Raw genomic sequence first — 24067 nt, 5'->3', positions numbered from 1 at the left:
GCTCCCTCCCCGGGGCCGTGAAGGATCGCGGACGTGGACACACAGACCTCAGCCGCATCCCCGGCAGCCGCCCCGCACCCGGGTGACTCCGGCGGCGCCACGACGCACCGGCCCGTCGTGGCGCGAAACCTGCGCGGCTTCACCGGTGCCGGATACGACAAGGGGCGGCCCCTGCCGGTGCAGGCCGCCTGGTTCGCCGCCCTCCATCTGCTCTTCGTCAAGTGGTGGTTCCCGGCCCGCTGGCGGCCGGCCCTGCTGCGCGCCTTCGGCGCCCGCGTCGGACAGCGGGTGCTGATCCGGCGCGGGGTGCGGATCCACTGGCCGTGGAAGCTGGAGGTCGGCGACGACGTGTGGATCGGGGAGGACGCCTGGATCCTCAACCTCGAACCGGTCACGATCGGCAGCGACTGCTGCCTCTCCCAGGGCGCGCTGCTGTGCACGGGCAGCCACCGGCGCCGTTCCGCCACCTTCGAGTTCGACAACGGCCCCGTCCGGCTGGAGCCCGGCAGCTGGGTCGCGACCCGTGGGGTGGTGCTGCGCGGCGTCACCGTCGGCCGGGGCGCGGTGGTGGGCGCCGGCGCCGTCGCCCACCGGGACCTCCCATCTGGCGCGGTCCTGACGGCGGGCGGTACGACCGCACCCACCCCGTCCGCCTCCGCGAAGGGAGCCAGGCCATGAGACTGGTCCATGTGGTCACGCTCGTCAGCGACGACGGGGCCTTCGGCGGCCCGACCAGCGTGGCCCTCGCCCAGCTCGAGGAGTGCGCCGCCCGCGGCCACGACGTGACGCTGGTGTCCCTGTGGCGGGGCGGGACCCGGGCCGCGCAGCACATCGGCGCCGTCCGTTTCGTCTCCCGTCCGGCATGGCGTCTCGTCCCCGGCCGGGGCTGCCTGGGACTCATGCATCCGCTGCTGCTGCGGGACCTGTGGCGGGCCATGGGGCACGCCGACGCCGTGCATCTGCACGCCGGACGCGACCTCGTCTCCCTCGCCGCGCTCGCCGTCGCCCGGCTGCGCGGCAAGGCCTTCGTCACCCAGACACACGGCATGGTCGAGCCCCGCACCGGTGCCGTGGCGCGGGTCTTCGACCGTCTGTACGTGCCCCTGCTGCGCCGGGCCCGCTGCTGCTTCGTGCTCACGGATCGGGAACGGCGCGCGCTGACCACGGTGCTGGGACCGGACCGGCCACCGCTGGTGTCGCTGCCCAACGGCCTGCGTCCGGCCGGTGACGGGGCGGACGCGCGACGGCGGAACGACAAGGAGGTGATCTTCCTCGCCCGGCTCCACCCGCGCAAACGCCCCGAGGCGTTCGTCGAGATGGCCGCCCTGGTCCACAAGGAGATCCCCGAGGCACGGTTCACGCTCTACGGAGCGGACGAGGGATCCCTGCCGGCGGTCAACCGGCTCGTCGCGGACCGCGGGCTGACCGACGTGGTCTCCTACGGCGGCGCGCTGGAGCACTCCGCGGCACTGGAGGCCTACCGCAGGGCCACCGTGTACGTCCTGCCGAGCGTGCACGAGCCGTTCCCGATGACGGTCCTGGAGGCGCTGGCCGAGGGCACACCGGTCGTGTGCACGGACAGCAGCGGCATCGCGGCCGAACTGGCGCGCAGGGAAGCGGCCCTGGTCACCGACGGCAGCCCGGAGGCCCTGGCCGACGCGGTGAGCCTGCTGCTCGCCGACGAGGCGCTGCGCGGGCAACTCGTCGACGCCGGCCGCCGCGCGATCGACGAGGTCTTCTCCATCCGCGCGGTCGTGGACCAACTGGAAGGCGTCTACCGGAGCCGACCGGCCCGGAGGTGACGCGACCCACGGCGACCAACGCCCCCTCCGGCTCGCACCGCATCGGCGGGAGACGGAGGGGGCATTGGCCTCGCAGGTCTCGATGGACGGCGAGGTGGTTTCGGTCCCGGTGGCGGTGGAGCGGCTGGAGGGCGTCTGCCGGAGCCGAGCCCGGTCAAGGAGGATGCGGCCCGCTTCGGCCACTGCCGATCACTTCGGATCCGTCACGCCGGTGGGAGTGGGAGGAGGGTGGTGGTCTCGGAGGTTCTGCCCATGCCGGTGGCGGGTGTTCGGCGAGGGGCTCTGGGTCCGGGTGGTGGTGGAGCGACTGGGGCCCTGTCGGGGGCGGCCCGGTCAGGGGGGATGCGGCCCGTTTCGGCCACCGCCGGCCGCCTCGGAGCCGCCGCGTCGGCGGCGAGGTCCGGGGTGGCCGGCGGCAGGGGTGACCCTCAGCGGGCCGGGGTGCGGCTCACCGTACGGAGGATGTCCTCGAAGCGGGAGGCGCAGTCCTCCAGGGCGAACTCCCGCTCGGCCAGGGCGCGGCTCTCCTTGCCCAGGAGCTCGGCGCGCGCGGGGTCGGACAGGACCTCCTGGGCCCAGGCGGAGGCCTCGTCGAGCGAGGACTCCTCCGGCGGGAAGACCGCGGACCCCGCCTGCCGGAGCAGACGCGCGGCCAGGTTGTCGGCGGGCATCAGGCCGAGCACCGGGCGCCCGGCGCACAGATACGACAGCGTCTTGGACGGGACCGAGAACTGCCCGGCGTCCGACGCCAGGAGCACGACGAGGAGATCGCCCGTGCCCAGCACCTCGGGCAGCCGCTCGTAGGGCTGGAAGGGCAGCAGCGTCAGCTCGACGCCCCGGGCGGCCGCGGCCTCCCTGAGGACGGGCACGGCCGGGCCGTCGTTGACGACGACCAGACGCACCGGAGTGCCCCGGTCCCGCAACCGCTCGGCCAGCCGCACGAGCAGGACCGGGTTGTGCTTCAGGCCCAGCGTGCCGGAGTACAGCACCGTCCGCACCCCGTCCAGGCCCTGCTCGGCCGACCAGGCGTTGGCCCGGTCCACCGGGACGATCTCGTCCAGCGGCGCCCAGTTGGGGATGACGGTGACCTTGCCGGCGGTGCCCCACTCCTCGTGGATCCGCACGAAGGACCCGGCGATCACCACGATGGCCGCGGCCCGGCGCGCCGACCACTTCTCGCCCGCCTCGAAGACCTTGGCGGCGACCCCCATCGACTTCGCGACATCGGCGGCGGCGAAGCTCTTCAGGGCGACGGCGGTCACGTCCTGGTGCCACAGCACCCACGGGATGCGCAGTCGCCGCAGCACGGCCGCCGCCACGACCAGCACAGGGATGGGCAGGTTGGACAGCAGGGCCACATCGGGCTTCTCGCGCCGTACCTGCCGGGCCAGTTCGAGGCCCAGCAGGGTCTCCTGGCGGAGCCGGTGGAAGTAGGCCTCCTTCCGGAGCGCGGTGCCGTCCCCGATGGTGACGAAGCGCAGGCCCGGGGTGTCCCCGGCGAGGTTGCCCTTGCCGGAGACGTAGGCCGTGCACGTCGAGTGCACGACATCGTGACCACGGCGCGCCAGTTCCCGGCTCAGCTGGGCCTGGAACGGGTGGCCGCTGTAGTCGTGGACGAGAATCCTCATCGGTTCTCCGTGTCCTGGTGCTCGGTGCACTCGGTGCACTCGGTCGGGCGTCACTGCCGGGAGCGCTTGACCTGGTCGTAGACCCAGGCGTAGGTCTTCTCCAGGCCGTCGAGGAGGCTGACCGACGGTTCCCAGCCGTGGATCTCGCGGATCAGGGTGTTGTCGGAGTTGCGGCCGCGCACGCCCTGCGGGGCGTCGAGCCGGTAGGCGCGCTCGCAGCGGACGCCCGCGATCCGCTCGACGATGTCGACGAGCTGGTTGATGGTGACCAGCTCCGACGAGCCCAGGTTGACGGGGACGCCACTGGACCCGTTCATGATCATCTGGGTGCCGTGGAGGCAGTCGTCGATGTACATGAAGGAGCGGCTCTGCCGGCCGTCGCCCCAGATCTCGATCCGGTGGTCACCGGAGAGGACCGCCTCGGCCACCTTCCGGCACACCGCCGCCGGAGCCTTCTCCCGCCCGCCGGTCCACGTGCCGTGCGGGCCGTAGACGTTGTGGTAGCGGGCGACACGGGTGACGAACCCGTAGTCCTCGGCGTAGTGGCGGCACATGCGCTCGGAGAAGAGCTTCTCCCAGCCGTAGCCGTCCTCCGGCTGCGCCGGGTAGGCGTCCTCCTCCTTCAGCGCGGTGACGTTCGGGTCGGTCTGCTTGCCGGCGGCGTACACGCAGGCGGAGGAGGAGTAGAAGTAGCGCTCCACGCCGGCCTCGTGCGCCGCCCGCAGCATGTGGGTGCTGGTCAGCACCGACATCATGCAGGCGGCCTTGTTGTTCTCGATGAAGCCCATGCCGCCCATGTCGGCGGCCAGCATGTACACCTGGCGGGCATCCCGGACGCCCGCGCGCGCACTGTCCAGGAGGGACAGGTCGGCGACCACGTTCTCGGCGTCCTGGTGCACCTGGTACCACTCGTGCCGGGGCTTGATGTCGATGGAGCGGACGGTCAGCCCCTGGGCGAGGAGGTCGCCCACGAGATGACCGCCGATGAATCCCCCGCCCCCGGCGACGACGACGTCGACCTGCTTGCTCATGCGCAACTCCCTTGGGAATCCGGAGATCTGGTGTGAGGTCAGCCGGTCCGCCGCGCCCGAGGTGCCGGTCCGGCACCGGGCTGGCGGCGACCTGCGCGACAAGCTATGCAGACTTGTCATGATTTCAGGTAATTGGCACGCCGCCGATTACTAAGATCACCCGATGACTCTGTTCGGGGGCAAGAGCACCGAAGTCAATGATTTGTGCGCGCCTGGGGCGATTTGCGAAGTAAGCACGCTATATATCTTTCGGTGATGTTTCAGCCTGAAAACTCGCTCGGCAGAGAGGTCGGGATGCAGGACGCTCGCGTCCGCAGTGTCGCTGCGGTCTTCCTCTGGACCGTGGCGCTCACCGTCCTGCTGCCGGGGCTGATCCTCCAGCCGGACGGTGTGCGGATGTCGGCGGCGCTCGCTCTCCAGGGCGTCGTCGTGGCGCACACCGGCGGTGCGCTCGCCCGGGTGCTCACCGCGCCCACGGTGCGTCTGGTCGCCTTCGGCTTCTGGGTCTTCGCCTACATCTGGCTCGGCATCGCGCCCCTGGCGATGCTTGCCGCCGACGCCTACCCGTGGCCCTTCCGGGCCTCCGAGGCGACCGCCTTCGAGGCCGTGGCCGTCGTCGAACTCGGGCTCCTCGCCTACAGCGCCGGAACGGCCCTCGCCGCCCGTCGCCGGCAGACCCGGGAGACCGCCGGTCCACCGGGGCCCATGGAACGACTGCTCTCCCGCCGGGTCGCCCCCTGGCGCCTGCTGGCGCTCTGCGGGCTCGCCCTCGCCTTCGCGGTACTGCTGATCTCGAGCCAACCCGGGCGACTGCACGCGTACTTCACCAGCCGCCAGGCCATCACCGAGGCCGGCGCGATGGCCAACGCCCAGGACGCCTTCCTCCAGGTGCTGCTCACCTGGTCCCTGTCGGTGCCCGCCTTCTGGGCGCTGCTGGGCCTGTTGCACGTACCACGGGTGGCGGGCGCCGACCGCTGGCTGCGAGGCCTGCGCTGGCTGCTGCTGCCGGTGCTCCTCGTGCTGAACGCCGTCGTCAACAACCCCATCAGCAAGCCGAGGTTCTGGGTCGGCACGGTCCTGCTGACCCTCCTCTTCACCGTGCCCCGGCTGTCCCGGCCCCGCCCCTTCCGCGCCGCGGCGGCCGCCCTCATCGCCGGACTCCTGCTCGTCTTCCCCTACAGCGACTACTTCCGCTACAGCGACCGGGAGGACGTCGCCGTCGTCTCCCTCACCGACCAGTTCACCACCAACGGCGACTACGACGCCTTCCAGCAGATCCAGACCGGCATCGACTACGCGCGGGACAACGGGTTCTCCCCGCAGGACGCGCTCGGCCCGCCGCTGTTCATGGTGCCGCGCTCGATGTGGCCGGAGAAACCCGAGGACACCGGCATCGCACTGGCCCGGTACGCGGGATACGACTTCCTCAACCTCTCCGCGCCACTGTGGATCGAGAGTTACCTGTGGGCCGGCCCCTTCGCGGTGGTCGTCGTGTTCTGCCTGCTCGGCGCGGTCAGCCGGCGCGTGGACGACGTACGCCACCTGCTGCGCGACCGGCCGGGCACCGTCGCGGCACTCCTGGTCCCCGCCTTCGCCTTCTACCAGATGGTCTTCCTGCGCGGCAGCCTGCTCGGCATCGCCGGCCCGCTGACGCTCCTGGTGACCATCCCGCTGCTCATCAGCACCCGTACCGCCCGGGCATCCCGGTTCCCCTCATCGGCGGTGCCGACCGCACCCATCCGTCACGCATCGATCCCCGGAACAGGAGGGCACCCGTGACCGGCCCCATCCCATTCGACGACCGGTACGACGAGCCGGACCAGCTACGCGACCAACTGCGCCGCATCTTGCGCCACCGCGTCCTGATCGCGCTGGGAATTCTTCTGGGAGTGCTGGGCGGGCTGGCCCTGTCCCTTCAGCGCGCCCACACCTACACCGCGACCAGCGAAGTCCTCGTGCGCTCCACCACCGACCCGTTCAGCTCGGTCGGCGTCTCCGCCGACAACCAGGTCAGCATGAGCACGGAGCAGCGGATCGCCACCAGCGCGGCCGTCGCCTCGCGCGCGGCGCACATCCTGGGCCGGCCCGGCACCCAGGCCGGCACCCTCGGGGCCCGGCTGCGGGTCACCAACCCGCAGAAGTCCCAGGTGATCCGCTTCGAGTTCACCGCCCGCGCGCCGCAGCGCGCGGCGCGCGGCGCCAACGCCTTCGCCGAGGCCTACCTGGCCGACCGCAAGAGCCGCAACGACGCCACGGTGCAGCGGGCCACCCGCGCCCTGGAGCAGCAGATCGCCGTGCTGAACCAGCGCATCGCCCTGGACCAGCTGGAGCGTTCGTCGGCCAAGCCCGCCGCGCAGAACCAGCTGTACAACCTGCAGAAGCGTGTCCTCGACATCAAGTCCCGTGACACCGACGGCGGTGACATCGTCCGCCGGGCCACGGCCCCCACCCTTCCGGTGGGACCCGGCATGCGGACCCTGCTCGGCCTCGGGCTGGTGTGCGGGCTCCTCCTCGGCATCGTGCTGGCCTGGGTGCGCTCCGCCCTGGACAACCGGGTCCGCTCGGTCGGCGAGGTACAGGCCGCCCTGCGCGCCCCGGTGCTCGGCATCCTGCCCTCCGACGACGGGGGCGACGACGCCCTGCTGACGGTCGGCCGCACCAGCAGCCCCCGCACGGAGGCGTACCGGGCGCTGGCCTTCCGGCTGCGGCAGACCCGAAGCCCGGAGGGCCCCGGCCGGGTGCTCGTCGTGTCCCCGCGGGACGTCGGCGCCGCCGAGGAGGTCGCCGCCAACCTGGGCGCGGCCCTCGCCGACGACGGGGGCGACGTCCTGCTGGTCGACACCGCGCCGGACACCTCCGGCCTCGCCACACACCTGCCGCTGATGCCGTACGCGGCCCCCACCCTGGAGGAGGCGTTCCTGCCCCCCGGGAGCGTCCTCGTCGACGCCGACGTCGTCGGCCGGTTCGCCTTCTCCTCGAGCGGTGGCCTCGATCCGCACGCCCGGGCGGCGTCCGAGCCCGACACGTCGAGCGTCCTCGTCACGGGACCGTTCCTCGCGCAGGCCGACGCGCTGGCGGTCGCCCAGCGCGTCGACGGCGTCGTCGTGGTCGCGAACCTCAACCGCACCCGGCGGGAGGACCTCCGGCAGGTGCAGGAGCTGATCGGCTGCTCCGGCGGACGCCTCCTCGGGGCCGTGCTCGACGCCGGGCGCCCGCGCCGGCGCCTGGGCACCCTGCGCCGCCGCCCGAAGTACGCTCCCGAGGCGCACACGTCGAGCATGGAACTCCCCGTGCAGGACGGCACGTTCAGCGTTTCCCGCCGGTGACCGCGCCCGAGGTGACCGCTCGCCCCCGCGCCGGGGCGGCCACCCCGAGCGGGGTGGCCGCCACCGCGCGGGGCGGGTGGTGGGGGATGGCGGGTTCCGTCGCGAACGCCGCCTTCTCCTTCCTCCTCGTCGGCCTGATCACCCGGGCCGTCGGGGCGCAGGGGGCGGGAGCGATCTTCACGGGCGTCGCCCTGTTCACCATTTGCAGCAACGCCTGCAAGCTCGGTGCCGACACCGGGCTCGTGCGGTTCGTACCGCGCGACCTCGCCGTCGACGGCGGCCGCTCGGTGGACGCGCTGCTGCGCACGGCCGTCCTGCCGGCGGCCGTGGCCGGCACCGCGGCCGCCGTGCCCCTGCTGCTGTCCCCGGCGGTGGCCACCACGCTCCTGCCGCACCTGCCCCCCGCGGACGCCGTCGCCCTGGTGCGGCTCTTCGGACTCTTCGTGCCCGCCGCCACCGTGGGCATGGTCCTGCTCGGCGCCACCCGGGGATACGGCACGGTGGTGCCCTTCGTCGGCGTGGAGCAGATCGGCAAACCGGTGCTGCGCGTGCTGATCGCCGTTCCCGTGGCCTGCTACGCGCCCGGAGTGCTGTCCCTGGCCTCGGCCTGGCTGCTGCCCGCGCTGGCCGGCTCCGTGGCCGCCTGGTTCTCCCTGCGCCGCTGCCGTGCCGCCCGTCCCACGCCGCATTCCACGGGAGGCGGGACCGTGCCCTGGCGGACCTTCTGGGCCTTCGCCGCACCCCGTGCGGTCTCCTCCGTCTTCGACATCAGCGCGGTCTGGGCCGGCGTCATCCTGCTGTCCGTCCTGGGCACGGCCGGCGAGGCGGGGGTGTACACCGCCATCGGCCGCGTCGTCACGGCGTGCACCCTCGTCCAGCTCGCCGTCCGGCTCGCCGTCGCACCGGAGCTCAGCCGGCTGCTCGCCCTCGGCAAGATCGCCGAGGCACACGATCTGCACCGTGTCTCGACCTGCTGGACCGTGCTCTTCTCCGGGCCGCTGTTCGCCCTCGTCGCCGCCTTCCCCGGGACCGTGCTGTCCGTCTTCGGACCGGAGTTCACCGTCGGCGCGCCCGCCCTGGTGGTGCTGTGCGCCGCCTCCGTCGTCAATGTCGCGGTGGGCAACGCCCAGACCGTGCTCCTCATGGCCGGCCGCAGCTCGTGGCATCTGGCGGTCACCGCCGCGGCGTTCACGGTGCAGCTGACCGTCGGTGTGCTCGCCGTGCCCGCCTGGGGCGTGCTGGGCGCCGCGGTGTCCTGGGGCGCGGCCATCGTCGTGGAGAACCTCGCGGCGGCCGTGCTCATCCGGCTGCGCCTCGGCTTCCCGACCGTGGACCGCGGCTACGCGAGCGCCTTCGCGCTCGGACTGGTCGTCTCGCTGGTGCTGACCGCCTCCCATGTGAAGAAAGGTGACACTCCGTCAGGACTCGCCGTGGGGATGGCCTTGGGATTGTGTGTATTTGGTATTACTTTGTGGCGATATCGGACGTCGCTGAGAGTGGGCGAGCTGGTCGGCGTGCTGCGCCGCCGTGCGGCATGAGCCAGCCACGGTCGTACCGTCCACGCCCTCCCGGTCGGCGTCACTCACCCTCACACCACTGCCAACCGGGGTCTCCCTTGTACCTGAGAAAACTCCGTACGAAGCCGGTCGCCAGGGTCGCTGCGACAGCACTCGTGTGCTGCACCACCGCCCTGCTCGACGCCTCCCTCGCCGCGGCCGCCGACGGCACACCCGCGTTCTCCGCCGATCCGCTGGCCACCTGGCAGACGGACGGCATCGTCTGGTCGATGGCCGCCGCGAACGGTGTCGTCTACGTCGGAGGAACCTTCGACCACGTCCGCCCGCCGGGAGCCGCGCCCGGACAACGGCAGGTCAAGCGCCGCAACTTCGCCGCGTTCGACGCCGCGACGGGCAAACTGCTGCCCTGCGCCCCGTCGTTCACCGGCCACCACCACACCGTCCGGGCCATGAAGGCCTCCCCGGACGGCCGGGTGCTGTACGTGGGCGGCTCCTTCGACCACGTCGGATCCGCCCGCGCGAGCAACGCGGTCGCCCTCCACACGTCCAACTGCACCCCGAGCAAGAGCTTCCGGCCCTCGGTGTCCGCCACCGTCCGGGCCATCGAGACGACGGACAAGACGATCTTCCTGGGAGGTGACTTCGGCCGCGTCGGCGGTCAGCCCAGGAACCGGATCGCCGCCCTCACCCCCAAGGGCGCCCTGCTGCCCTTCCGGGCGGACGTCGACCAGCCGGTGCGCGCCCTGGCGGCCGCGGCCTCGCACGGCAGGCTCTTCGTGGGCGGTGACTTCGAGTCCGTCAACGGACAGGGGGCCCGCTCGCTGGTCACCCTGAACCCCACCACAGGCAAAACGGTTCTCTCCTATCCCGGCTGGTTCCCGCCGCAGTCCTCGGTGAAGGCGATCGCACGGGACAAGACCCGCTTCTTCGTGGGGGCCGAGGGTCACGGGCCGGGCATCTTCGACGGGCGGATCGCGGGCCGTCTCACCAACGGCACCATGGTGTGGAAGGACACCTGCCGGGGCGCCACCCAGGCCCTCGTGCCCTACAAGGGCCTCCTCTACAGCGCCTCGCACGCGCACGACTGCGGCGAGACACCCGGAGGGTTCCCGGAGCGCGGAGACCGGCAGCACCTGCTGGTCCAGTCGCTCGACACCCGCAAGATCCTGCACTGGTTCCCCGACACCAACGACGGGGTGGGGGAGCACGTGGGTCCCCGTGCCCTGGCGGTGTCGAGGGGCGTCCTCTGGGCGGGTGGCGAGTTCACCCAGGTCAACGACACACCGCAGCAGGGCATCACCCGCTTCGGGAGCCGTGACACCGGAGCGCCGAAGGTTCCCGTCCTGTCGGTGTCCGACACGGACCCCGGCAGGGTCACCCTCACCTGGCGCGCCTCCTGGGACCGGGACGACGCGTCACTGACGTACCGGATCTACCGCGACGGCAAGCTCGTGGCGCGCAAGACGAAGGCGTCCACCTTCTGGGACCTCCCGCGGATGAGCCACACCGACTCCGCGCCCGCGGGCCGCCACCGGTACGAGATCGAGGTGACGGACGGGACGAACACCTCGCGCAGGTCCAAGGCCGTGACCGCGACCGTGCCGGCGAAGGCGGCGCAGGACCGAGTGGTGGGTGACCCGCGGTGACGCTCATCGGATTCGCGCCAGGTGTCTACGACCTGTTCCACATCGGACACCTCAACATCCTGCGTGAGGCGCGCCGGCACTGCGACCGTCTCGTGGCCGGGGTGACCTCCGACGACCTGGCCGCGCACCTGAAGGGCCGGGTGCCGGTCGTGCCGCTCGCCGAGCGCCTGGCGATCGTCCGCAGCGTGCGCTACGTCGACGAGGTCGTCGTGGAGTCGGAGGTCGACAAGCTGAAGACGTGGAAGCGGATCGGCTTCCACGTCATCTTCAAGGGCGACGACTGGCGGGGAACGCCCAAGTGGGAGGAGTTCGAACGGCGCTTCGCCAAGGTCGGCGTCGAGGTCGTCTACTTCCCGTACACCATGCACACCTCCAGCACGCTGCTGCGCGGAGCGCTGGAACTGCTCTCCGCGCAGGACCGGCCGGAGATCCCCTCAGCGCAGCTCCCGGAACCACTTCACGAGGAAGGCGGCCATGAACACCACGTGGGCCACCAGCAGCGCGCAGTACACCGTGAGGAAGACGTGCTGGCTTCCCAGGAATAGGAAGCTGACGCAGGTCAGGCCGTAGTCGACGGGCAGCAGCAGCACGGACCGCAGTGCGAGGGCGGATGCGGCCGGAGCCTCGCCCGGCGTCCGCCCCTTGAGCTTCTCCGTCAGGATCCCGGCGAAGAAGATCACCACGGCCGCGAGCTGGAAGACCATCGGTGCCAGCAGGAAGGCCGGGCTGGGCAGGTCGAAGAACCGGTAGAACGACACCAGCACCACCAGGTGGAGGGCGACGATCTTGACGCAGTCCAGCACATGGTCGAGCCACTCGCCCGACGGGCTCCCCGAGCGCTGCCCGCGCGCCAGCTGACCGTCCGCCGAGTCGAGCACGAACCCCACGGCCAGGGCGACGCCGACGCAGACCGCCATCCGCGGTCCGGGCGGCAGCAGGGCCACGGCGGCCAGGGCCGGAAAGGTGAACAGGGCGCCGAGGACGGTCAGCTGGTTCGGCGTCGCCCCCACTCGGTAGGCCAGCGCGGCCAGGACCCGTCCGGCCGGGCGGTTGACGAACCGGGTGTAGAGCGAGACCCCTTTCGCGGGCTTCTGTGCCGTCGACAGCTGTCTGAGCACCTCGGCAAACTCGGTCATTTCCCTCCTTTATTGAAAAATTCGGTGGAAAGAAGGCGATTATGGCAGAACGGGGAGGCGGGATGTCTCGTGTCAGCCGTCGGCAACTTCTGCGTGGCGGGGTGTCGGTGCTCGCCGCGACGGCGCTGACCGCCCACAACGCGTCCGCCGCCGTCGGACCGGAACGCGGCCCCGAGGTGCCGAACGGCCCCGCCGGTCCCGAGCGCGACCGATCCCGGGCCCGGCTGCCGCTCGTGATCAACGTGGCCGACGTCGGAGCGGTGGGCGACGGACGGACCGACGACAGCTCGGCGTTCGAAATCGCCTACTCGCTCGCGGCCTCCCGGGTCTCCCGGGGGGTCGGGCGCACGGTGATCGAGATTCCCGCCGGCGAGTTCCTCATCACCCGGCCGAACGCACTGCTGAACGGCGTCGCCCCGCTGCGGGCGGCCAACGGCCTGCGCATCTGCGGGGCGGGCAAACGCATGACCACGCTCGTCTTCCGCCCGGCCCGGGGCCCGGGCTCCTACCTGTGCCGCAACGAGGACATCTGGTCGAACCTCTCCTTCGAGCGCATGCAGTTCCGCTCGGCCACGCCGGGCGCCTCCTTCTTCAGCTCGTACTCCACCGGACAGGCGCAGGACTACCGGTTCTCGGAGTGCGAGTGGATGGGGGAGTGGGAGTACGGCCTCGCCCTGGACGGCGATGACACCAACTCGGAGATGCGCTGGGAGGCGTGCCGGGTCGGCGGCAGCTACCGCAGGGCGTTCCTGTACTCGGGGCTGTCACGCCGGCAGGCGGACCCCAACGACCAGGACCAGTTCCTCAACTACTGGTTCACCGACATGAAGGTCGAGTACGAGTGGGGCAACTTCCTGGAGTTCCCCTACGGCGGTTCGATCACCTGCCGGGGAGGCTCCTACATCATCACCGGCACCCGGCCCGGGAGCACCGCGGAGTACGGCACCAGCAGCACCTTCTTCCGCTTTCCCGTCCCCCAGCACCACGACTCGGTGCAGCGGTTCCACGCCGAGGACATCCGGTTCGAGATCCGCAACCCGCAGGTGCGGATCATCGACTGCGCGTGGAAGAGCGGAACGGTCCACTTCAGCGACTGCGACGACACCGGGATCGCCTTCAAGGACTTCTCCACCGACGTCCTCGCGCACCGCTACGCGGTGGGGCCGCGGGGGCCACTGGTCCGGTACGACTCCTGCCAGCTGGTGGGCCGTCACGCGTACCGGACGGAGAGCCCGCCGGACGCCCTGCCGCCGACCGTCGCCCGCTACGACATGTGTCTGCTGCGCAGTCGCAGGGCGAGCGAGTTCGTGGTCGCCGAAGGCGCCGAACGGCCCGACTTCGTCAGCTTCGTCGACTGCCTGGACGGACCCGGCCGCGACGAGGCACTTGTGCCGGCCCCGCCCGGCACCCCGCAGTCGTCGACCAGTCCCGCACCGCTCGCCAGCGCGCCCCCGCCGGCCGCCGACCCGGTCGCTCCGGTCCCGGGCCGGGCCCGCTGACGCCCACCGGGGCCGGCGGGTACGCCGGCCCCGATGGGCCCTGCCGTCAGCGCACCACGCTCAGGGACAGCGCGAAGCGCCCCTCGCGGTCCGTCCACCAGCGCGTCAGCTCCAGCCCCGCGGCGGACAGTTCGGCCCGCACCCCCTCCTTGCGGAACTTCGCCGAGACCTCCGTGCGCAGCTCCTCGCCCGCCGCGAAGTCGACGGCGAGATCGAGCGCGGGAATCTTGACGGTCTGCGCCGAACGGGACCGCAGCCGCATCTCGATCCACTCGGCGCCGGCGTCCCAGAGGGCGACGTGGTCGAAGGCGCCGGGGTCGAAGTCGGCGCCCAGTTCGCGGTTGACGACCGTCAGCACGTTCCTGTTGAACGCGGCCGTCACCCCGGCCGCGTCGTCGTACGCCCGCACCAGCACCCCCTCGTCCTTCACCAGGTCGGTGCCGAGCAGCAGAGCGTCGCCCGGCGCCAGCAGGGCGCGGACCGAGGCGAGGAACGCCGCCCGCTCGTCCGGCAGCAGGTTGCCGATCGTCCCGCCGAGGAACGCCAGCAGACGCGGACCCGGGGTGTCCGGCAGCGTCAGCGGGGCGGTGAAGTCGGCGATGAGGGCATGGACGTCGAGGCCGGGCCGCTCGGCGATCAGCGCGTGTCCGGCCCGGGTGAGGGCGCTCTCGCTGACGTCGACGGGCACGTACGCGCGCAGCCCGGTCAGCGCGGCGATCAGGTGGCGGGTCTTCTCCGAGGAGCCGGAGCCCAGTTCCACGAGGGTGCGGGCGCCGGCCGCGGCGGCGATCTCGCCCGAGCGGTCCACGAGGATCTCCCGCTCGGCGCGCGTCGGGTAGTACTCGGGCAGCTCGGTGATCCGCTCGAACAGTTCGCTGCCGTGCGCGTCGTAGAACCACTTCGGCGGCAGCGCCTTGGGGGTGGCGGTGAGGCCGTGCCGGACGTCGGCGCGCAGGGCGGCGTCCGTGGCGTCCTCGGGGAGGGTGCGGGTGATGTGGAACGGACTCACGTGCCGGTCTCCTCGGTCGGTACGGGTGCCGCGTCCGCGTCCGGGTCCTTGAGCGGGGTCAGCAGGACCTCGGTGCGGTTCGCCACGAGCAGGGTGCGGTCGGGGGCCTCCCGCCAGCGCGGATCGTCGTCGTGGGGCTCGGAGGCCACGATCGCGCGGCCGGGCTCCGCCAGGTACCAGAGGCTGTCGCCCCAGGCCGTCGCGGTGATCGTCCCGCCGTCGGTGAGCAGGAGGTTGAGGCGGGAGCCGGGGGCCGCCGCGGCGACCTCCCGCACGGTGTCCGCCAGCGCCTGCCCCGCCGCGTCGCCGGCGCGCAGCCGGGCGAGGGCCAGCGCCCACACGAACGCCGAGTCGTTGCGGGCCTCCATCGACAGCACGTCGGCCGCCGGCAGGGTGCGCGCGAGGGACTCCAGGGATCCGGGCCAGCCCCGGACCGCCCCGTTGTGGCTGAACAGCCAGGTCCCCGCGGCGAACGGCGCCGCAGCCGCCTCGGCGTCCGCCCCGGCCAGCGTCGCGTCCCGTACGGCGGCCAGCAGGGCCCCGGTCCGTACGACGCGGGACAGGTCGGCGAAGGACAGGTCCGCCCAGATGGGTCCCGCCCGGCGGTAGCGGGCCGGCACCGGATCCCCCGGGGCGTACCAGCCCACTCCGAAACCATCGGCGTTGACCGTGCCGTGGCGCTGCCGCCGGGGTGCCCACGACTGGCGGTACAGGGCGTGCGTGGGCTCCACCAGGATCCGGCCGAACGGCTCCTCGGGCCCCACGTAGGCGACATGACGGCACATCAGACGACCCCCGAGCGGGCCGTGCGGAAGCCGGAGAAGATCTGCCGCCGGATCGGGAGGTCCCAGTTGCGGAACGTGCCGCGGCAGGCCACCGGGTCCACCGCGAACGAACCACCCCGCAGCACCTTGTACTCGGGCCCGAAGAACACCTCGGAGTACTCCTTGTAGGGGAACGCCCGGAAGCCGGGGTAGGGCAGGAAGTCGCTCGCCGTCCACTCCCACACGTCGCCGATCAACTGCCGTACGCCGAGCGGCGACTGACCCGCCGGGTAGCTGCCGGCCGGGGCGGGGCGCAGGTGCCGCTGGCCCAGGTTGGCGTGCTCGGGCGCGGGGTCGGCGTCCCCCCACGGGTAGCGGGTGGAGCCGCCGGTCGCCGGGTCGTACCGGGCCGCCTTCTCCCACTCGGCCTCGGTAGGCAGCCGTCGTCCGGCCCAGCGGGCGTAGGCGTCCGCCTCGTACCAGCACACGTGCAGCACCGGCTCGTCGGGCGGTACCACCTCCGTGACGCCGAAGCGGCGCCGAAGCCACTGCTTCCCGTCCCGGCGCCAGAACAGCGGGGCATGCAGGGAGTTCCGGCGGACGTGGGCCCAGCCGTCCTTCGTCCACCAGCGTGCGTCGTCGTAGCCGCCGTCGTCGATGAACGCCTGGTAGGCGCCGTTCGTCACCGGGGTGGTGTCGATGAAGAACGGCGGCACCTCGCGCGGGTGCGCGGGCCGTTCGTTGTCCAGCGCCCACGGCTCCTCGGACGTCCCCATGGTGAACGGGCCGCCGGGGACCAGGACTTCGGACGGGCCGGTGAGCAGTGGAGCCGGGTCCGGGTCGGGGGCGGTCAGGGCCTGCGGGCCCCGGCGGAGCTGATGGGTGATCAGCATCGTCTCGTCGTGCTGCTGCTCGTGCTGCGCGATCATCCCGAAGGCGAAGCCCGCCTCCGTCAGCCGCGTGCCGTGGAAGTCGGCCGACTCCAGCACGTCCAGGGCCCGCCCGCGCACCTCCGCCGCGTACCGGCGGGCCTCGTCGGGCGGCAGCAGCGGCAGCGAGGGCCGCTCGGAGCGGGGGTGCTCGAACGCGTCGTACAGGCCGTCGATCTCGGGGCGCATCGCCTCACGGCCGGCCACCGTGCGCAGGAGCCACAGCTCCTCCTGGTTGCCGATGTGCGCGAGGTCCCACACCAGCGGGGACATCAGCGGGGAGTGCTGGGCGCTGAGGTCGGGGTCCTCGACGCAGGTGGTCAGCAGCGTCGTGCGCGCACGGGCCGTGGTCAGCGAGGCGAGGGCGCGCTCGCGGAGCGTGTCGGCGTCGTGGACGGCGTCGCGGCCGGTGGCGGTCCTCGTCTCGGTGGCGGTCGCGGTCTCGGTGTCCGGGGCGGGGTCGGTCATGGGCGGACGTCCTTCCCGTGCGCGCGGTCGAGCTGGTCGTCGGCGGGGCAGCGGCCCGGCAGGACGTAGCGGTCCCGGTAGGCGGTGACGGCCTCCAGGACGGCGGGGGTCGCGCCGAGCCGGGGCAGGGCCTCCAGAGCCGCCGTGAAGCAGGCGACGGCGGCCTCGTGCAGTTCCGGGTCGGTCAGCCCGGCGCGTGCCGCGTCGGTCCACAGCGGATTGTGCGGGGCGGGCAGCGACAGCGCCCGTTCCGCCAGCGGCTTCACCGCGCGACCGGCGCTCTCGGCGGCCTCCGGGTCGTCGAACAGCGCCGTCGTCACGGCGACCGGCACGATCCAGCCGTCGTCGCCGGGCTGTGCGTCGATCATGCGCAGCTCCAGGTGGCCGCGCGGTCTGACCGGCGGGAAGAGCGTGGAGAGGTGGTAGTCGAGGTCCGCCCGGGTGGGCGATCCCCGCCGCGTCCACTCCCGGAACGTCATCCCGTCGGGCACGTCCCACGGCCCGCTCTCGCGCCGTACGCACATCACCGGCGCGTCCAGGACGTGCCGGGCCCACGCCTCGCGCGGCTCGGTGTCCGGGTCGGGGGCGCCCGCGCGGCCGGCGCCGATCTCCGTCCACAGCAGCTGCCGGGTGGAGCGCCAGCCGGTGGGGGCGCCGGCGAGCAGGGGGGAGTTGGCGAAGGCGGCGACCAGGACGGCGCCCAGGGTGTGCGCCAGCCACCAGCGCCGCCCGTGCCCCAGCGGGCCGGGCTCCTCGTAGCCGGCGTCCAGGCAGACCTGCACGGAGGCCGAGGTGCACATCATGGCGCGGCCGGCCGGGCCGGTGCGGTCGAGGTACGCCTCCATGGCGTCGTAGCGGGGTTCGTGCAGGAACCGGCGGGGCGGGTGCCAGGGGTCGGTGCCGATGCCGGTGAGGGCGAGTCCGGCCTCGCGCAGGACCGCGCGGACGGCGTCCAGGTCGGCGGAGAGGGTGCCGATGCACTCCGTCAGGGAGGCGGCGGGCGGCGAGCTCAGCTCCAGCTGTCCGCCGGGTTCGACGGTGAGCGCCGACCGCAGGGGCACGGTCCGCAGGGCGGCGTAGGCCGCTTCGAGCCGTTCGGGTGTCACGGGGAGCTGCGGTGCGCGCAGCTCGTGGACGAGCCATTCCACCTCGACCCCGAGGGTGCGGGGCGGACCGGTCTTGAAACAGATGCCCCTGACCAGGGCCTCCACCTCGGCTTCGGTGAGGGCCGTACCGGGCTTCGTACAGTCGCCCACCGAAGGAGAACTGGATATGTCGGACATGTCGGGATCCTCCTGAGATTCCACCATGCCGCCGGCCCGGTGTCACTGGAGCCGGACCGGCATCACTCGTCCCACCCAAGACCCTCGGGCGGATTCGCACAAGGGTGCACAACGGCACTTTCGGGACCGGGAACCTCCTATTCCGTGCTGTTTCCAGGCCGTTTTCGGCCTGTCCGGGACGTTTTCCCGCCCGGGAAAGTCGGTTGCACCGCCTGTCCAGGATCGCTGACGATGCGTGCATGAGCACGACGGGGGAGACGTACGGGACGGGGGAGGCCGCGCGGCGCGCGGTCGCGGCGCCCACGGGGGTGGCGCCGTGAGCGCGCGGCTGCGGGGCATCGCCCGCGAGAACGAGCAGATCGTCGCGGCGGGCGCGTACCGCGCGCCGGGCGGGCACGAGGTGTCCCTCGCGGCGGCGATCGCGGCGGCCCGCGAGGGGACCCGGATGCTCGGGCCGGACCCCGTCCCGGTGCCCGGCACCGCTGACGCGGACACGCTCGTCGAGGTCACCGGCGAGAGCAGCACGCAAGCCGCCCGCCGACTCGCGCGGCACGGACCGGCCGCGGTGCTGAACTTCGCCTCCGCGCGCAACCCCGGCGGCGGCTACCTCAACGGCGCCCAGGCCCAGGAGGAGGCCGTGTGCCGCGCCTCGGCGCTGTACACCTGCCTCCTCGAGGCCCGTGAGTTCTACGACCACCACCGCGCCCACCGCGACCCCTTCTACACGGACCGGGTCATCCACGCGCCGGCCGTGCCCGTCTTCCGCGACGACCGGGGCCGGCTGCTGGACCAGCCGTACACCGCCGGCTTCCTGACGGCCGCCGCCCCGAACGCCGGGGTGGTGCTGCGTACGGCGCCGCGGCGCGCGGCCGAGTTGCCGCGCGCCCTGGCCGTCCGCGCCGAGCGCGTCCTGGAGACGGCCGCCGCGCACGGCTACCGGCGGCTGGTCCTCGGCGCGTGGGGGTGCGGGGTGTTCCGCAACGACCCCGCGCAGGTGGCGGGGGCGTTCCGGGCGTTGCTGGGGCCCGGCGGACGGTTCGGGCGGACCTTCGAGCACGTGGTGTTCGGGGTGCTGGACCGGACGCCGGGGAGTGCGGTGCGGGGCGCCTTCGAGCGGGCCTTTCAGGTCCAGCCGTAGCGCTCGTGCAGCCGGTGGCGCACCAGGTTGAACCGCATCCGGTCCAGCGCGCACGCCTCCCGGCGCATGCCCCGCTCGTGCAGCCGCAGGACGCGGTCCACGTCGACCCAGGAGTCGCGCCCGGACCGGTCCCACGGCCCGCTGCCGATCGGCACCCACTCGCGGTCGCCGTCGTGCCGCCTGCTGGACAACTGCACGGCCAGGAAGGTCCCGGCCGCCTCACGGGCGACGACGAGCACCGGGCGGTCCTTGCCCCGCCCGTCGTTCTCCTCGAAGGGGACCCAGGTCCAGACGATCTCACCGGGATCGGGGTCGCCGTCGTGCGCGGGCGAGTACTCGGTGCGCACCCGGCCGACCTCGCGGGGGTCGGCCTCGGTGGTGGCGGAGGGGCCGGAGCGGCCCGGAACGTTCTCTTCGGTAAACGCGGTCACGGAGGCACCCTAGAGCCTGCCTCCGCGGCTGCCGGCCCCACGTCGCCCCGGCCGGCGCCTTCCGCTCGGGCGGCGGGGCGACGAGCGCGTCGAGCGAAGTGCCCCGCCGGCGCCGCCCGTCGTGGTCCATGGCGCGGGCGGAAGCGGCGGCCCGGACGAAGTCCCGGCCGCGCGCGCCGAGTTGCGGGCGACGGCGGCCACTCCTCGGCCCCGCGTACCGGGCGATGACCTCGCCGACGTCATCCGGCCGTCGCGTTCGTGACCGGGTCCGGCTGCGGCGGCCACACCTCGTGCCAGCGCAGCTCCGCCTCCAGCTGCGCGGCGAGCGACAGCAGCAGCGGCTCGCTGTGCGCCGGGCCGAGCAGCTGCGCCCCGACCGGCAGTCCGCCGGGGGCGAAGCCCGCGGGCACGTTGACACCGGGCCACCCGAGGACGTTCCACGGCCAGGCGTACGGACACGCGGCGATGATGGCCCGGTCGGTGGCGAACCCGCCGAGGTGCAGCATGGCCCCGATCCGGGGCGGGGGAGTGGCCGTCGTCGGGGCGAGGACGACGTCGTACATCCCGAAGAAGGCGCCGATACGGCGGTGCAGGGCCGCCTCCGCGCGCCGGGCCGCGCGCAGCGGGACGCCGCCGAGGAGCCGGCCCAGCCGGGCGGCGTCACGGGTGCGCCGGTCGAGCAGCGCGGGGAAGGGCGCCTCGGCGACCCACTCGGCGATGCCCGCGGTCGCCCGCGGCACGAAGGTCAGCCCGATCTGCCCGTACGGGGGATCGGCCTCCTCGACGGTGTGCCCCAGGTCCGCCAGTTTCTCCGCGAGGTCCACGACCCGGGCGCGCACCTCGGGCCGCAGCCGGGCGGGCACGGCGGTGAACGGCGGCTTCAGCGCGAGCGCGATCCGCAGCCGGCCGGGGTCGCGGCCGACGGCGGCGCGGGCGTCGACGGCGGGCGGCCGGTGCGGATCGCGTTCGTGGTTGCCGCTCGCCGCGTCCAGGAGGAGGGCCGCGTCGGCCACGGTCCGGGCCAGCGTGCCGTTGACGGTGATGCCCTGGAAGGACTCGCCGCGCGGCCAGGTGGAGATACGGCCGCGCTGCGGCTTGACGCCGACGAGGTGGGTCCAGGAGGCCGGGATGCGGACCGAGCCGGCCCCGTCGGAGCCGAGCGCGGCCGGCACCAGGCCCGCCGCGACCGCGGCCGCCGAGCCGCCGGAGGAGCCGCCCGGGGTGTGGTCGGTGCTCCAGGGATTGCGGGTCGCGCCGAAGGCCGGCCCCTCGGTGAACGGCCACTGCCCGAGTTCGCAGGTGTTGGTCTTGCCGACGATGACGGCGCCGGCCGCGCGCAGCCGCCGTACCGCCTCCCCGTCCTCGGCGACCGGCGGGTGGCTGCCCGGGCAGCCGAAGGCGGTGGGCTCGCCCGCCACGTCCATGTCGTCCTTGACGGCGACCGGCACGCCGAGCAGGGGTTTGCGCACCCCGGCGGCCAACTCCCGGTCCGCCGCCTCCGCCTCGGCGAGCGCGGCCTCGGTCCGCACGACCCGGAAGGCGTTGAGCGTGCCCTGGGTCGCCCCGATCCGTACCAGGGCCTGCTCGACCAGCGTGCGGGAGGAGACCTCCCCCTCGGCCAGCGCACGGGCGCAGTCCGTCAGGCCTGCGGAACGGTCGAGCGTCATGCGGGACACCTCCGGGAGGACGTTGTCTACCGAACGGTAACGTCTGGAGGGGGGTGACGGAACGACCCCCGCGCGGGGTGAGCCCATTGGCCGCCACGGCTCTCCCACCGGGTCCTCCGCGTTCTGCGCAAACCATTGACGGGTCGGTGCCCCACCCCTACCTTCTGATCGACTTTCCGAACCTTGTTCGGAAAGTCGAACGCTGAGTCGTAGGGAGAGCCGCACATGACCACCCGTCCCCCCGCCCCGTCCCGCCGCACCCTGTTGCGCGCGATGGCCGTCCTGCCCGCCTCGGCACTCGTGCTCGGCGAGATGCCCGGTCTGCTCGGCACGGCCCTCGCCGCCGCCCCGCCCAGCGGCTCGGCCACCCGGTACACCATCGTGCCGTTCCTCAACAGCAACGACGGCACGGTGAACGTCTACCAGTCGGACGACGCCACCGACTTCCGGCTCGTGAAGGCCTCCGCCTACACCCCGCCGAGCAACCGCATCCGCGACGCGAGCATCTTCAAGCACACGGACGGTTACTACTACATCACCTACACCACCCACACCTGGCAGGACGTCAGCACCACCATCGGCTTCGCCCGCAGCGCCGACCGGGTCAACTGGACGTTCCTGTACGACTACACGGTCCCGATCGCCAACCTGTCCCGCGCCTGGGCGCCGGAGTGGTTCGTCGACAGCGACGGCAGCGTCAACATCATCGTGTCCTGCTCCACCACGAACGACCAGTGGATCTTCACCCCCTACCTGCTGAGAGCCACCAACTCCGCCCTCACCGCATGGAGTTCACCGGTCGCCCTGTCCGGCATAGGCCAGAACCACATCGACACCTTCATCGTGAAGATCGGCTCGACCTACCACGCCTTCACCAAGAACGAGACGACCAAGTACATCGAGTACGGCACCGCGACGAGCCTCACCGGGCCGTACACGATCTCCCGGACCGGCAACTGGGCCGGCTGGGGCAGCTACCGCGAGGGCCCGGCCCTCGTGCAGCTCGACAACGGCGCCTGGCGGATCTTCTTCGACGGCTACGGCGACGGCAACTACTACTACAGCGACAGCTACGACACCTTCGCCACCTGGAGCACCCCCAAGGCCCTGCCGGCCGTCTCGGGCACGGCACGCCACTTCACCGTCATCAAGGAGACGGTGTCCGGCGGGGTAGCCCTGGCGAAGAACGTCACCCGCTCCCTCCGGTCGGCCAACTACACCACCCGCTACTGGCAGGAGCAGTCGTCCCTGCTCAACCTCCCGGTGGTGACCGGCTCCAGCACGACCACCGAGAAGCAGAACTCCACCTTCACGGTCGTGCCCGGCCTGGCCGACGCGAACGGCTACTCCTTCCGTGACGCGGCGGGCAACTACCTGCGCCACTACTCCTTCCGCGGCCGCTTCGACCCCAACAACGGCACGTCGACCTTCGCCCGGGACGCCACGTTCGTCGCCCGCACGGGCACGGCGAGCGGTTCGGTGCGCTTCGAGTCGTACAACTATCCCGGCTACTACCTGCGCCACTACAGCTACCAGCTGCGGGTGGAGCAGACGGACGGCACGGACCTGTTCCGGCAGGACAGCTCGTTCGTGCCGGTGACGAGCTGGGCCTGAGCGAGGCGGCGCGGCCTCGGCCGGCACGCGGGCGCGTGCCGGCCGAGGCCGATGGGCCCGTGCTGGTGCGGTCGGTGTTCCCGCGCCGCTGTCACCGCGTTCCCTTCGCGGCGAACTCGGCGACCGCGTCCACGTTCTCCTTGGTGATGAAGGCCGGTCCGGTGAGCACCGGAGCGGTCCCGCCGCCGCTGAAGTTGCCGTTGGTCCGGTACAGCCACAGGGCGTCCACGGCGAGGTAGCCCTGAAGGTAGGGCTGCTGGTCGACGGCGAACTCGACGGTGCCGGCCTGGACGGCCTTGACCAGCTCCTTGTTCAGGTCGAAGGTCGCGACCTTCGCCTTGCTGCTCGCGTCGGCCACCGACTGCACGGCGGTCAGCGCGATCGGGGCGCCGAGGGCGACGACCTGGTCGATGGAGGAGTCCTGCTTGAGCTTCGCGGTGATCGTCGACTTCACCGACGGCATGTCGGTGCCGTTGACGTAGAGGATGTCGGTCGTGCCGCGGAAGCCCTTCTTCAGGCCGGCGCAGCGCGCCTCCAGGGCGACCTGTCCCTGCTCCTGGATGACGCAGAGGGCGTGCTTGGCGCCGAGCTCGTCGAGCCGCTGTCCGAAGGCCTGGCCCGCGATGTTCTCGTCCTGGCCGAAGTACTCGAGCATGCCGAGCTGCTTCCAGTCGTCCACGCCGGAGTTGAAGCCGACCACCGGGATCCCGGCCGCCCTGGCCTTGGCCACCACGTCCTTCATGGCGTCCGGTTTGGCGGCGGTGAGCGCGATGCCGTCCACCTTCTGGTCGATGGCGTTCTGGACCAGGTTGGCCTGGTTGCCGGCGCTGGGATCGCTGGAGTAGACGAGCTTGACGTTGTCCTTGGCGGCGGCGGCCTGGGCGCCCTTGCGGATCAGGTCCCAGAAGGTGTCACCCGGGGAGGCGTGGGTGATCATGGCCACGGTCATCCGGGGAGTGTCGGCCTTCCCCGCCGAGGCGGCGGCCCCGCCCTCCTCGGACTTCTTGCCCCCGGAGCCGCTGGAGCAGCCGGCGGCGAACAGCGCGCCGGCCAGGACGGTGGCGGCCAGGGTGACGGCTCGGTGGTGTCTGCGCATGTCCCTTGCACCTCGCTGTGCGATCGGGGTCGGGGTCGGGGGCCGGGTGGGGGCGGCCTGGGGGTCGGTGGTGCGGCCGCGGC

The 24067-nt window shown here is 72.6% G+C and carries 20 protein-coding genes; 10 read left to right on the top strand and 10 right to left on the bottom strand.

Features of this window, described 5'->3' with window-relative positions; translation table 11 throughout:
* The first annotated feature begins 117 nt into the window (after nucleotides 1–117).
* Both ACF1A1_RS12940 and ACF1A1_RS12935 read left to right on the top strand, forming a co-directional pair.
* Complete coding sequence (locus ACF1A1_RS12940) at nucleotides 118–678, top strand: putative colanic acid biosynthesis acetyltransferase (RefSeq protein ID WP_391999631.1); 561 nt, start codon at nucleotides 118–120, stop codon at nucleotides 676–678.
* Nucleotides 675–1802 (top strand): glycosyltransferase, encoded by a 1128-nt coding sequence (locus ACF1A1_RS12935; RefSeq protein WP_391999392.1) that lies wholly within the window; start codon nucleotides 675–677, stop codon nucleotides 1800–1802. The genes ACF1A1_RS12940 and ACF1A1_RS12935 overlap by 4 nt, the downstream gene beginning before the upstream one ends.
* Before the next feature lie 428 nt (nucleotides 1803–2230).
* On the opposite strand, the gene ACF1A1_RS12930 is transcribed toward ACF1A1_RS12935, so the two are convergent.
* Both ACF1A1_RS12930 and ACF1A1_RS12925 read right to left on the bottom strand, forming a co-directional pair.
* Nucleotides 2231–3430 (bottom strand): glycosyltransferase family 4 protein, encoded by a 1200-nt coding sequence (locus ACF1A1_RS12930; RefSeq protein ID WP_391999391.1) that lies wholly within the window; start codon nucleotides 3428–3430, stop codon nucleotides 2231–2233.
* A gap of 50 nt (nucleotides 3431–3480) precedes the next feature.
* The gene (locus ACF1A1_RS12925; protein WP_391999389.1) at nucleotides 3481–4461 is read right to left on the bottom strand and encodes an NAD-dependent epimerase/dehydratase family protein; all 981 of its coding nucleotides are present in this window, start codon (nucleotides 4459–4461) and stop codon (nucleotides 3481–3483) included.
* A 255-nt stretch (nucleotides 4462–4716) separates the two neighbouring features.
* On the opposite strand from ACF1A1_RS12925, the gene ACF1A1_RS12920 reads away from it, so the two are divergent.
* From ACF1A1_RS12920 to ACF1A1_RS12900, 5 genes are all read left to right on the top strand, one after another.
* The gene (locus tag ACF1A1_RS12920; RefSeq protein ID WP_391999388.1) at nucleotides 4717–6240 is read left to right on the top strand and encodes a hypothetical protein; all 1524 of its coding nucleotides are present in this window, start codon (nucleotides 4717–4719) and stop codon (nucleotides 6238–6240) included.
* Nucleotides 6237–7787, top strand: coding sequence for a hypothetical protein (locus ACF1A1_RS12915; RefSeq protein WP_391999387.1), 1551 nt, complete (start codon nucleotides 6237–6239; stop codon nucleotides 7785–7787). Before ACF1A1_RS12920 ends, ACF1A1_RS12915 begins: the two co-directional genes overlap by 4 nt.
* An 11-nt stretch (nucleotides 7788–7798) precedes the next feature.
* Nucleotides 7799–9325: a lipopolysaccharide biosynthesis protein gene (locus ACF1A1_RS12910; protein WP_391999385.1), complete on the top strand. Its 1527-nt coding sequence runs from the start codon at nucleotides 7799–7801 to the stop codon at nucleotides 9323–9325.
* Nucleotides 9326–9459: 134 nt separating this feature from the next.
* A complete protein-coding gene (locus ACF1A1_RS12905) occupies nucleotides 9460–10950 on the top strand; it encodes a fibronectin type III domain-containing protein (RefSeq protein WP_391999384.1) in 1491 nt (496 codons plus the stop codon).
* Nucleotides 10947–11495, top strand: a complete 549-nt coding sequence (locus ACF1A1_RS12900) for an adenylyltransferase/cytidyltransferase family protein (protein WP_391999382.1) — start codon at nucleotides 10947–10949, stop codon at nucleotides 11493–11495. The genes ACF1A1_RS12905 and ACF1A1_RS12900 overlap by 4 nt, the downstream gene beginning before the upstream one ends.
* On the opposite strand, the gene ACF1A1_RS12895 is transcribed toward ACF1A1_RS12900, so the two are convergent.
* On the bottom strand, nucleotides 11385–12086 hold the full coding sequence (locus tag ACF1A1_RS12895; protein ID WP_391999380.1) for a CDP-alcohol phosphatidyltransferase family protein: 702 nt from the start codon (nucleotides 12084–12086) through the stop codon (nucleotides 11385–11387). The genes ACF1A1_RS12900 and ACF1A1_RS12895 overlap by 111 nt on opposite strands.
* Nucleotides 12087–12148: 62 nt before the next feature.
* Here ACF1A1_RS12895 and ACF1A1_RS12890 point away from each other — a divergent pair, with 62 nt between their 5' ends.
* Nucleotides 12149–13585 carry a glycosyl hydrolase family 28-related protein gene (locus tag ACF1A1_RS12890; protein WP_391999378.1) on the top strand — a complete coding sequence of 479 codons (1437 nt, stop codon included), beginning with the start codon at nucleotides 12149–12151 and terminating at the stop codon, nucleotides 13583–13585.
* Between the two features lie 46 nt (nucleotides 13586–13631).
* Here ACF1A1_RS12890 and egtD read toward each other — a convergent pair whose 3' ends face one another.
* Genes egtD through egtA form a run of 4 tightly spaced genes read right to left on the bottom strand, consistent with a single transcriptional unit; the run spans nucleotide 13632 to nucleotide 18038 of the window.
* Complete coding sequence (gene egtD / locus ACF1A1_RS12885; RefSeq protein WP_391999377.1) at nucleotides 13632–14594, bottom strand: L-histidine N(alpha)-methyltransferase; 963 nt, start codon at nucleotides 14592–14594, stop codon at nucleotides 13632–13634.
* Nucleotides 14591–15379, bottom strand: a complete 789-nt coding sequence (gene egtC / locus ACF1A1_RS12880) for an ergothioneine biosynthesis protein EgtC (protein WP_391999375.1) — start codon at nucleotides 15377–15379, stop codon at nucleotides 14591–14593. The genes egtD and egtC overlap by 4 nt, the downstream gene beginning before the upstream one ends.
* Complete coding sequence (gene egtB / locus ACF1A1_RS12875) at nucleotides 15379–16755, bottom strand: ergothioneine biosynthesis protein EgtB (RefSeq protein ID WP_391999374.1); 1377 nt, start codon at nucleotides 16753–16755, stop codon at nucleotides 15379–15381. The genes egtC and egtB overlap by 1 nt, the downstream gene beginning before the upstream one ends.
* The gene (gene egtA / locus ACF1A1_RS12870; RefSeq protein WP_391999373.1) at nucleotides 16752–18038 is read right to left on the bottom strand and encodes an ergothioneine biosynthesis glutamate--cysteine ligase EgtA; all 1287 of its coding nucleotides are present in this window, start codon (nucleotides 18036–18038) and stop codon (nucleotides 16752–16754) included. Before egtA ends, egtB begins: the two co-directional genes overlap by 4 nt.
* A 316-nt stretch (nucleotides 18039–18354) precedes the next feature.
* Here egtA and ACF1A1_RS12865 point away from each other — a divergent pair, with 316 nt between their 5' ends.
* Nucleotides 18355–19176, top strand: a complete 822-nt coding sequence (locus tag ACF1A1_RS12865) for a TIGR02452 family protein (protein ID WP_391999371.1) — start codon at nucleotides 18355–18357, stop codon at nucleotides 19174–19176.
* Here the strand turns inward: ACF1A1_RS12865 and ACF1A1_RS12860 are convergent.
* Both ACF1A1_RS12860 and ACF1A1_RS12855 read right to left on the bottom strand, forming a co-directional pair.
* Nucleotides 19161–19607 carry a type II toxin-antitoxin system PemK/MazF family toxin gene (locus ACF1A1_RS12860; protein ID WP_391999369.1) on the bottom strand — a complete coding sequence of 149 codons (447 nt, stop codon included), beginning with the start codon at nucleotides 19605–19607 and terminating at the stop codon, nucleotides 19161–19163. The two genes, ACF1A1_RS12865 and ACF1A1_RS12860, sit on opposite strands and share 16 nt — an antisense overlap.
* 239 nt (nucleotides 19608–19846) lie before the next feature.
* Nucleotides 19847–21274 (bottom strand): amidase, encoded by a 1428-nt coding sequence (locus tag ACF1A1_RS12855; protein ID WP_391999368.1) that lies wholly within the window; start codon nucleotides 21272–21274, stop codon nucleotides 19847–19849.
* A gap of 225 nt (nucleotides 21275–21499) precedes the next feature.
* Here ACF1A1_RS12855 and ACF1A1_RS12850 point away from each other — a divergent pair, with 225 nt between their 5' ends.
* Nucleotides 21500–22888 carry a glycoside hydrolase family 43 protein gene (locus ACF1A1_RS12850; RefSeq protein WP_391999367.1) on the top strand — a complete coding sequence of 463 codons (1389 nt, stop codon included), beginning with the start codon at nucleotides 21500–21502 and terminating at the stop codon, nucleotides 22886–22888.
* Between the two features lie 91 nt (nucleotides 22889–22979).
* Here ACF1A1_RS12850 and ACF1A1_RS12845 read toward each other — a convergent pair whose 3' ends face one another.
* Nucleotides 22980–23984, bottom strand: coding sequence for a sugar ABC transporter substrate-binding protein (locus tag ACF1A1_RS12845; protein ID WP_391999366.1), 1005 nt, complete (start codon nucleotides 23982–23984; stop codon nucleotides 22980–22982).
* Nucleotides 23985–24067: the final 83 nt, after the last annotated feature.

Origin of the sequence: Streptomyces sp. NPDC014995, assembly GCF_043080745.1 — a bacterium.
In the GTDB taxonomy this organism is placed as follows: Bacteria; Actinomycetota; Actinomycetes; order Streptomycetales; family Streptomycetaceae; genus Streptomyces.
The sequence above is the reverse complement of the archived record's forward strand: the minus strand, read 5'-3'. Positions and strand labels throughout refer to the sequence as shown.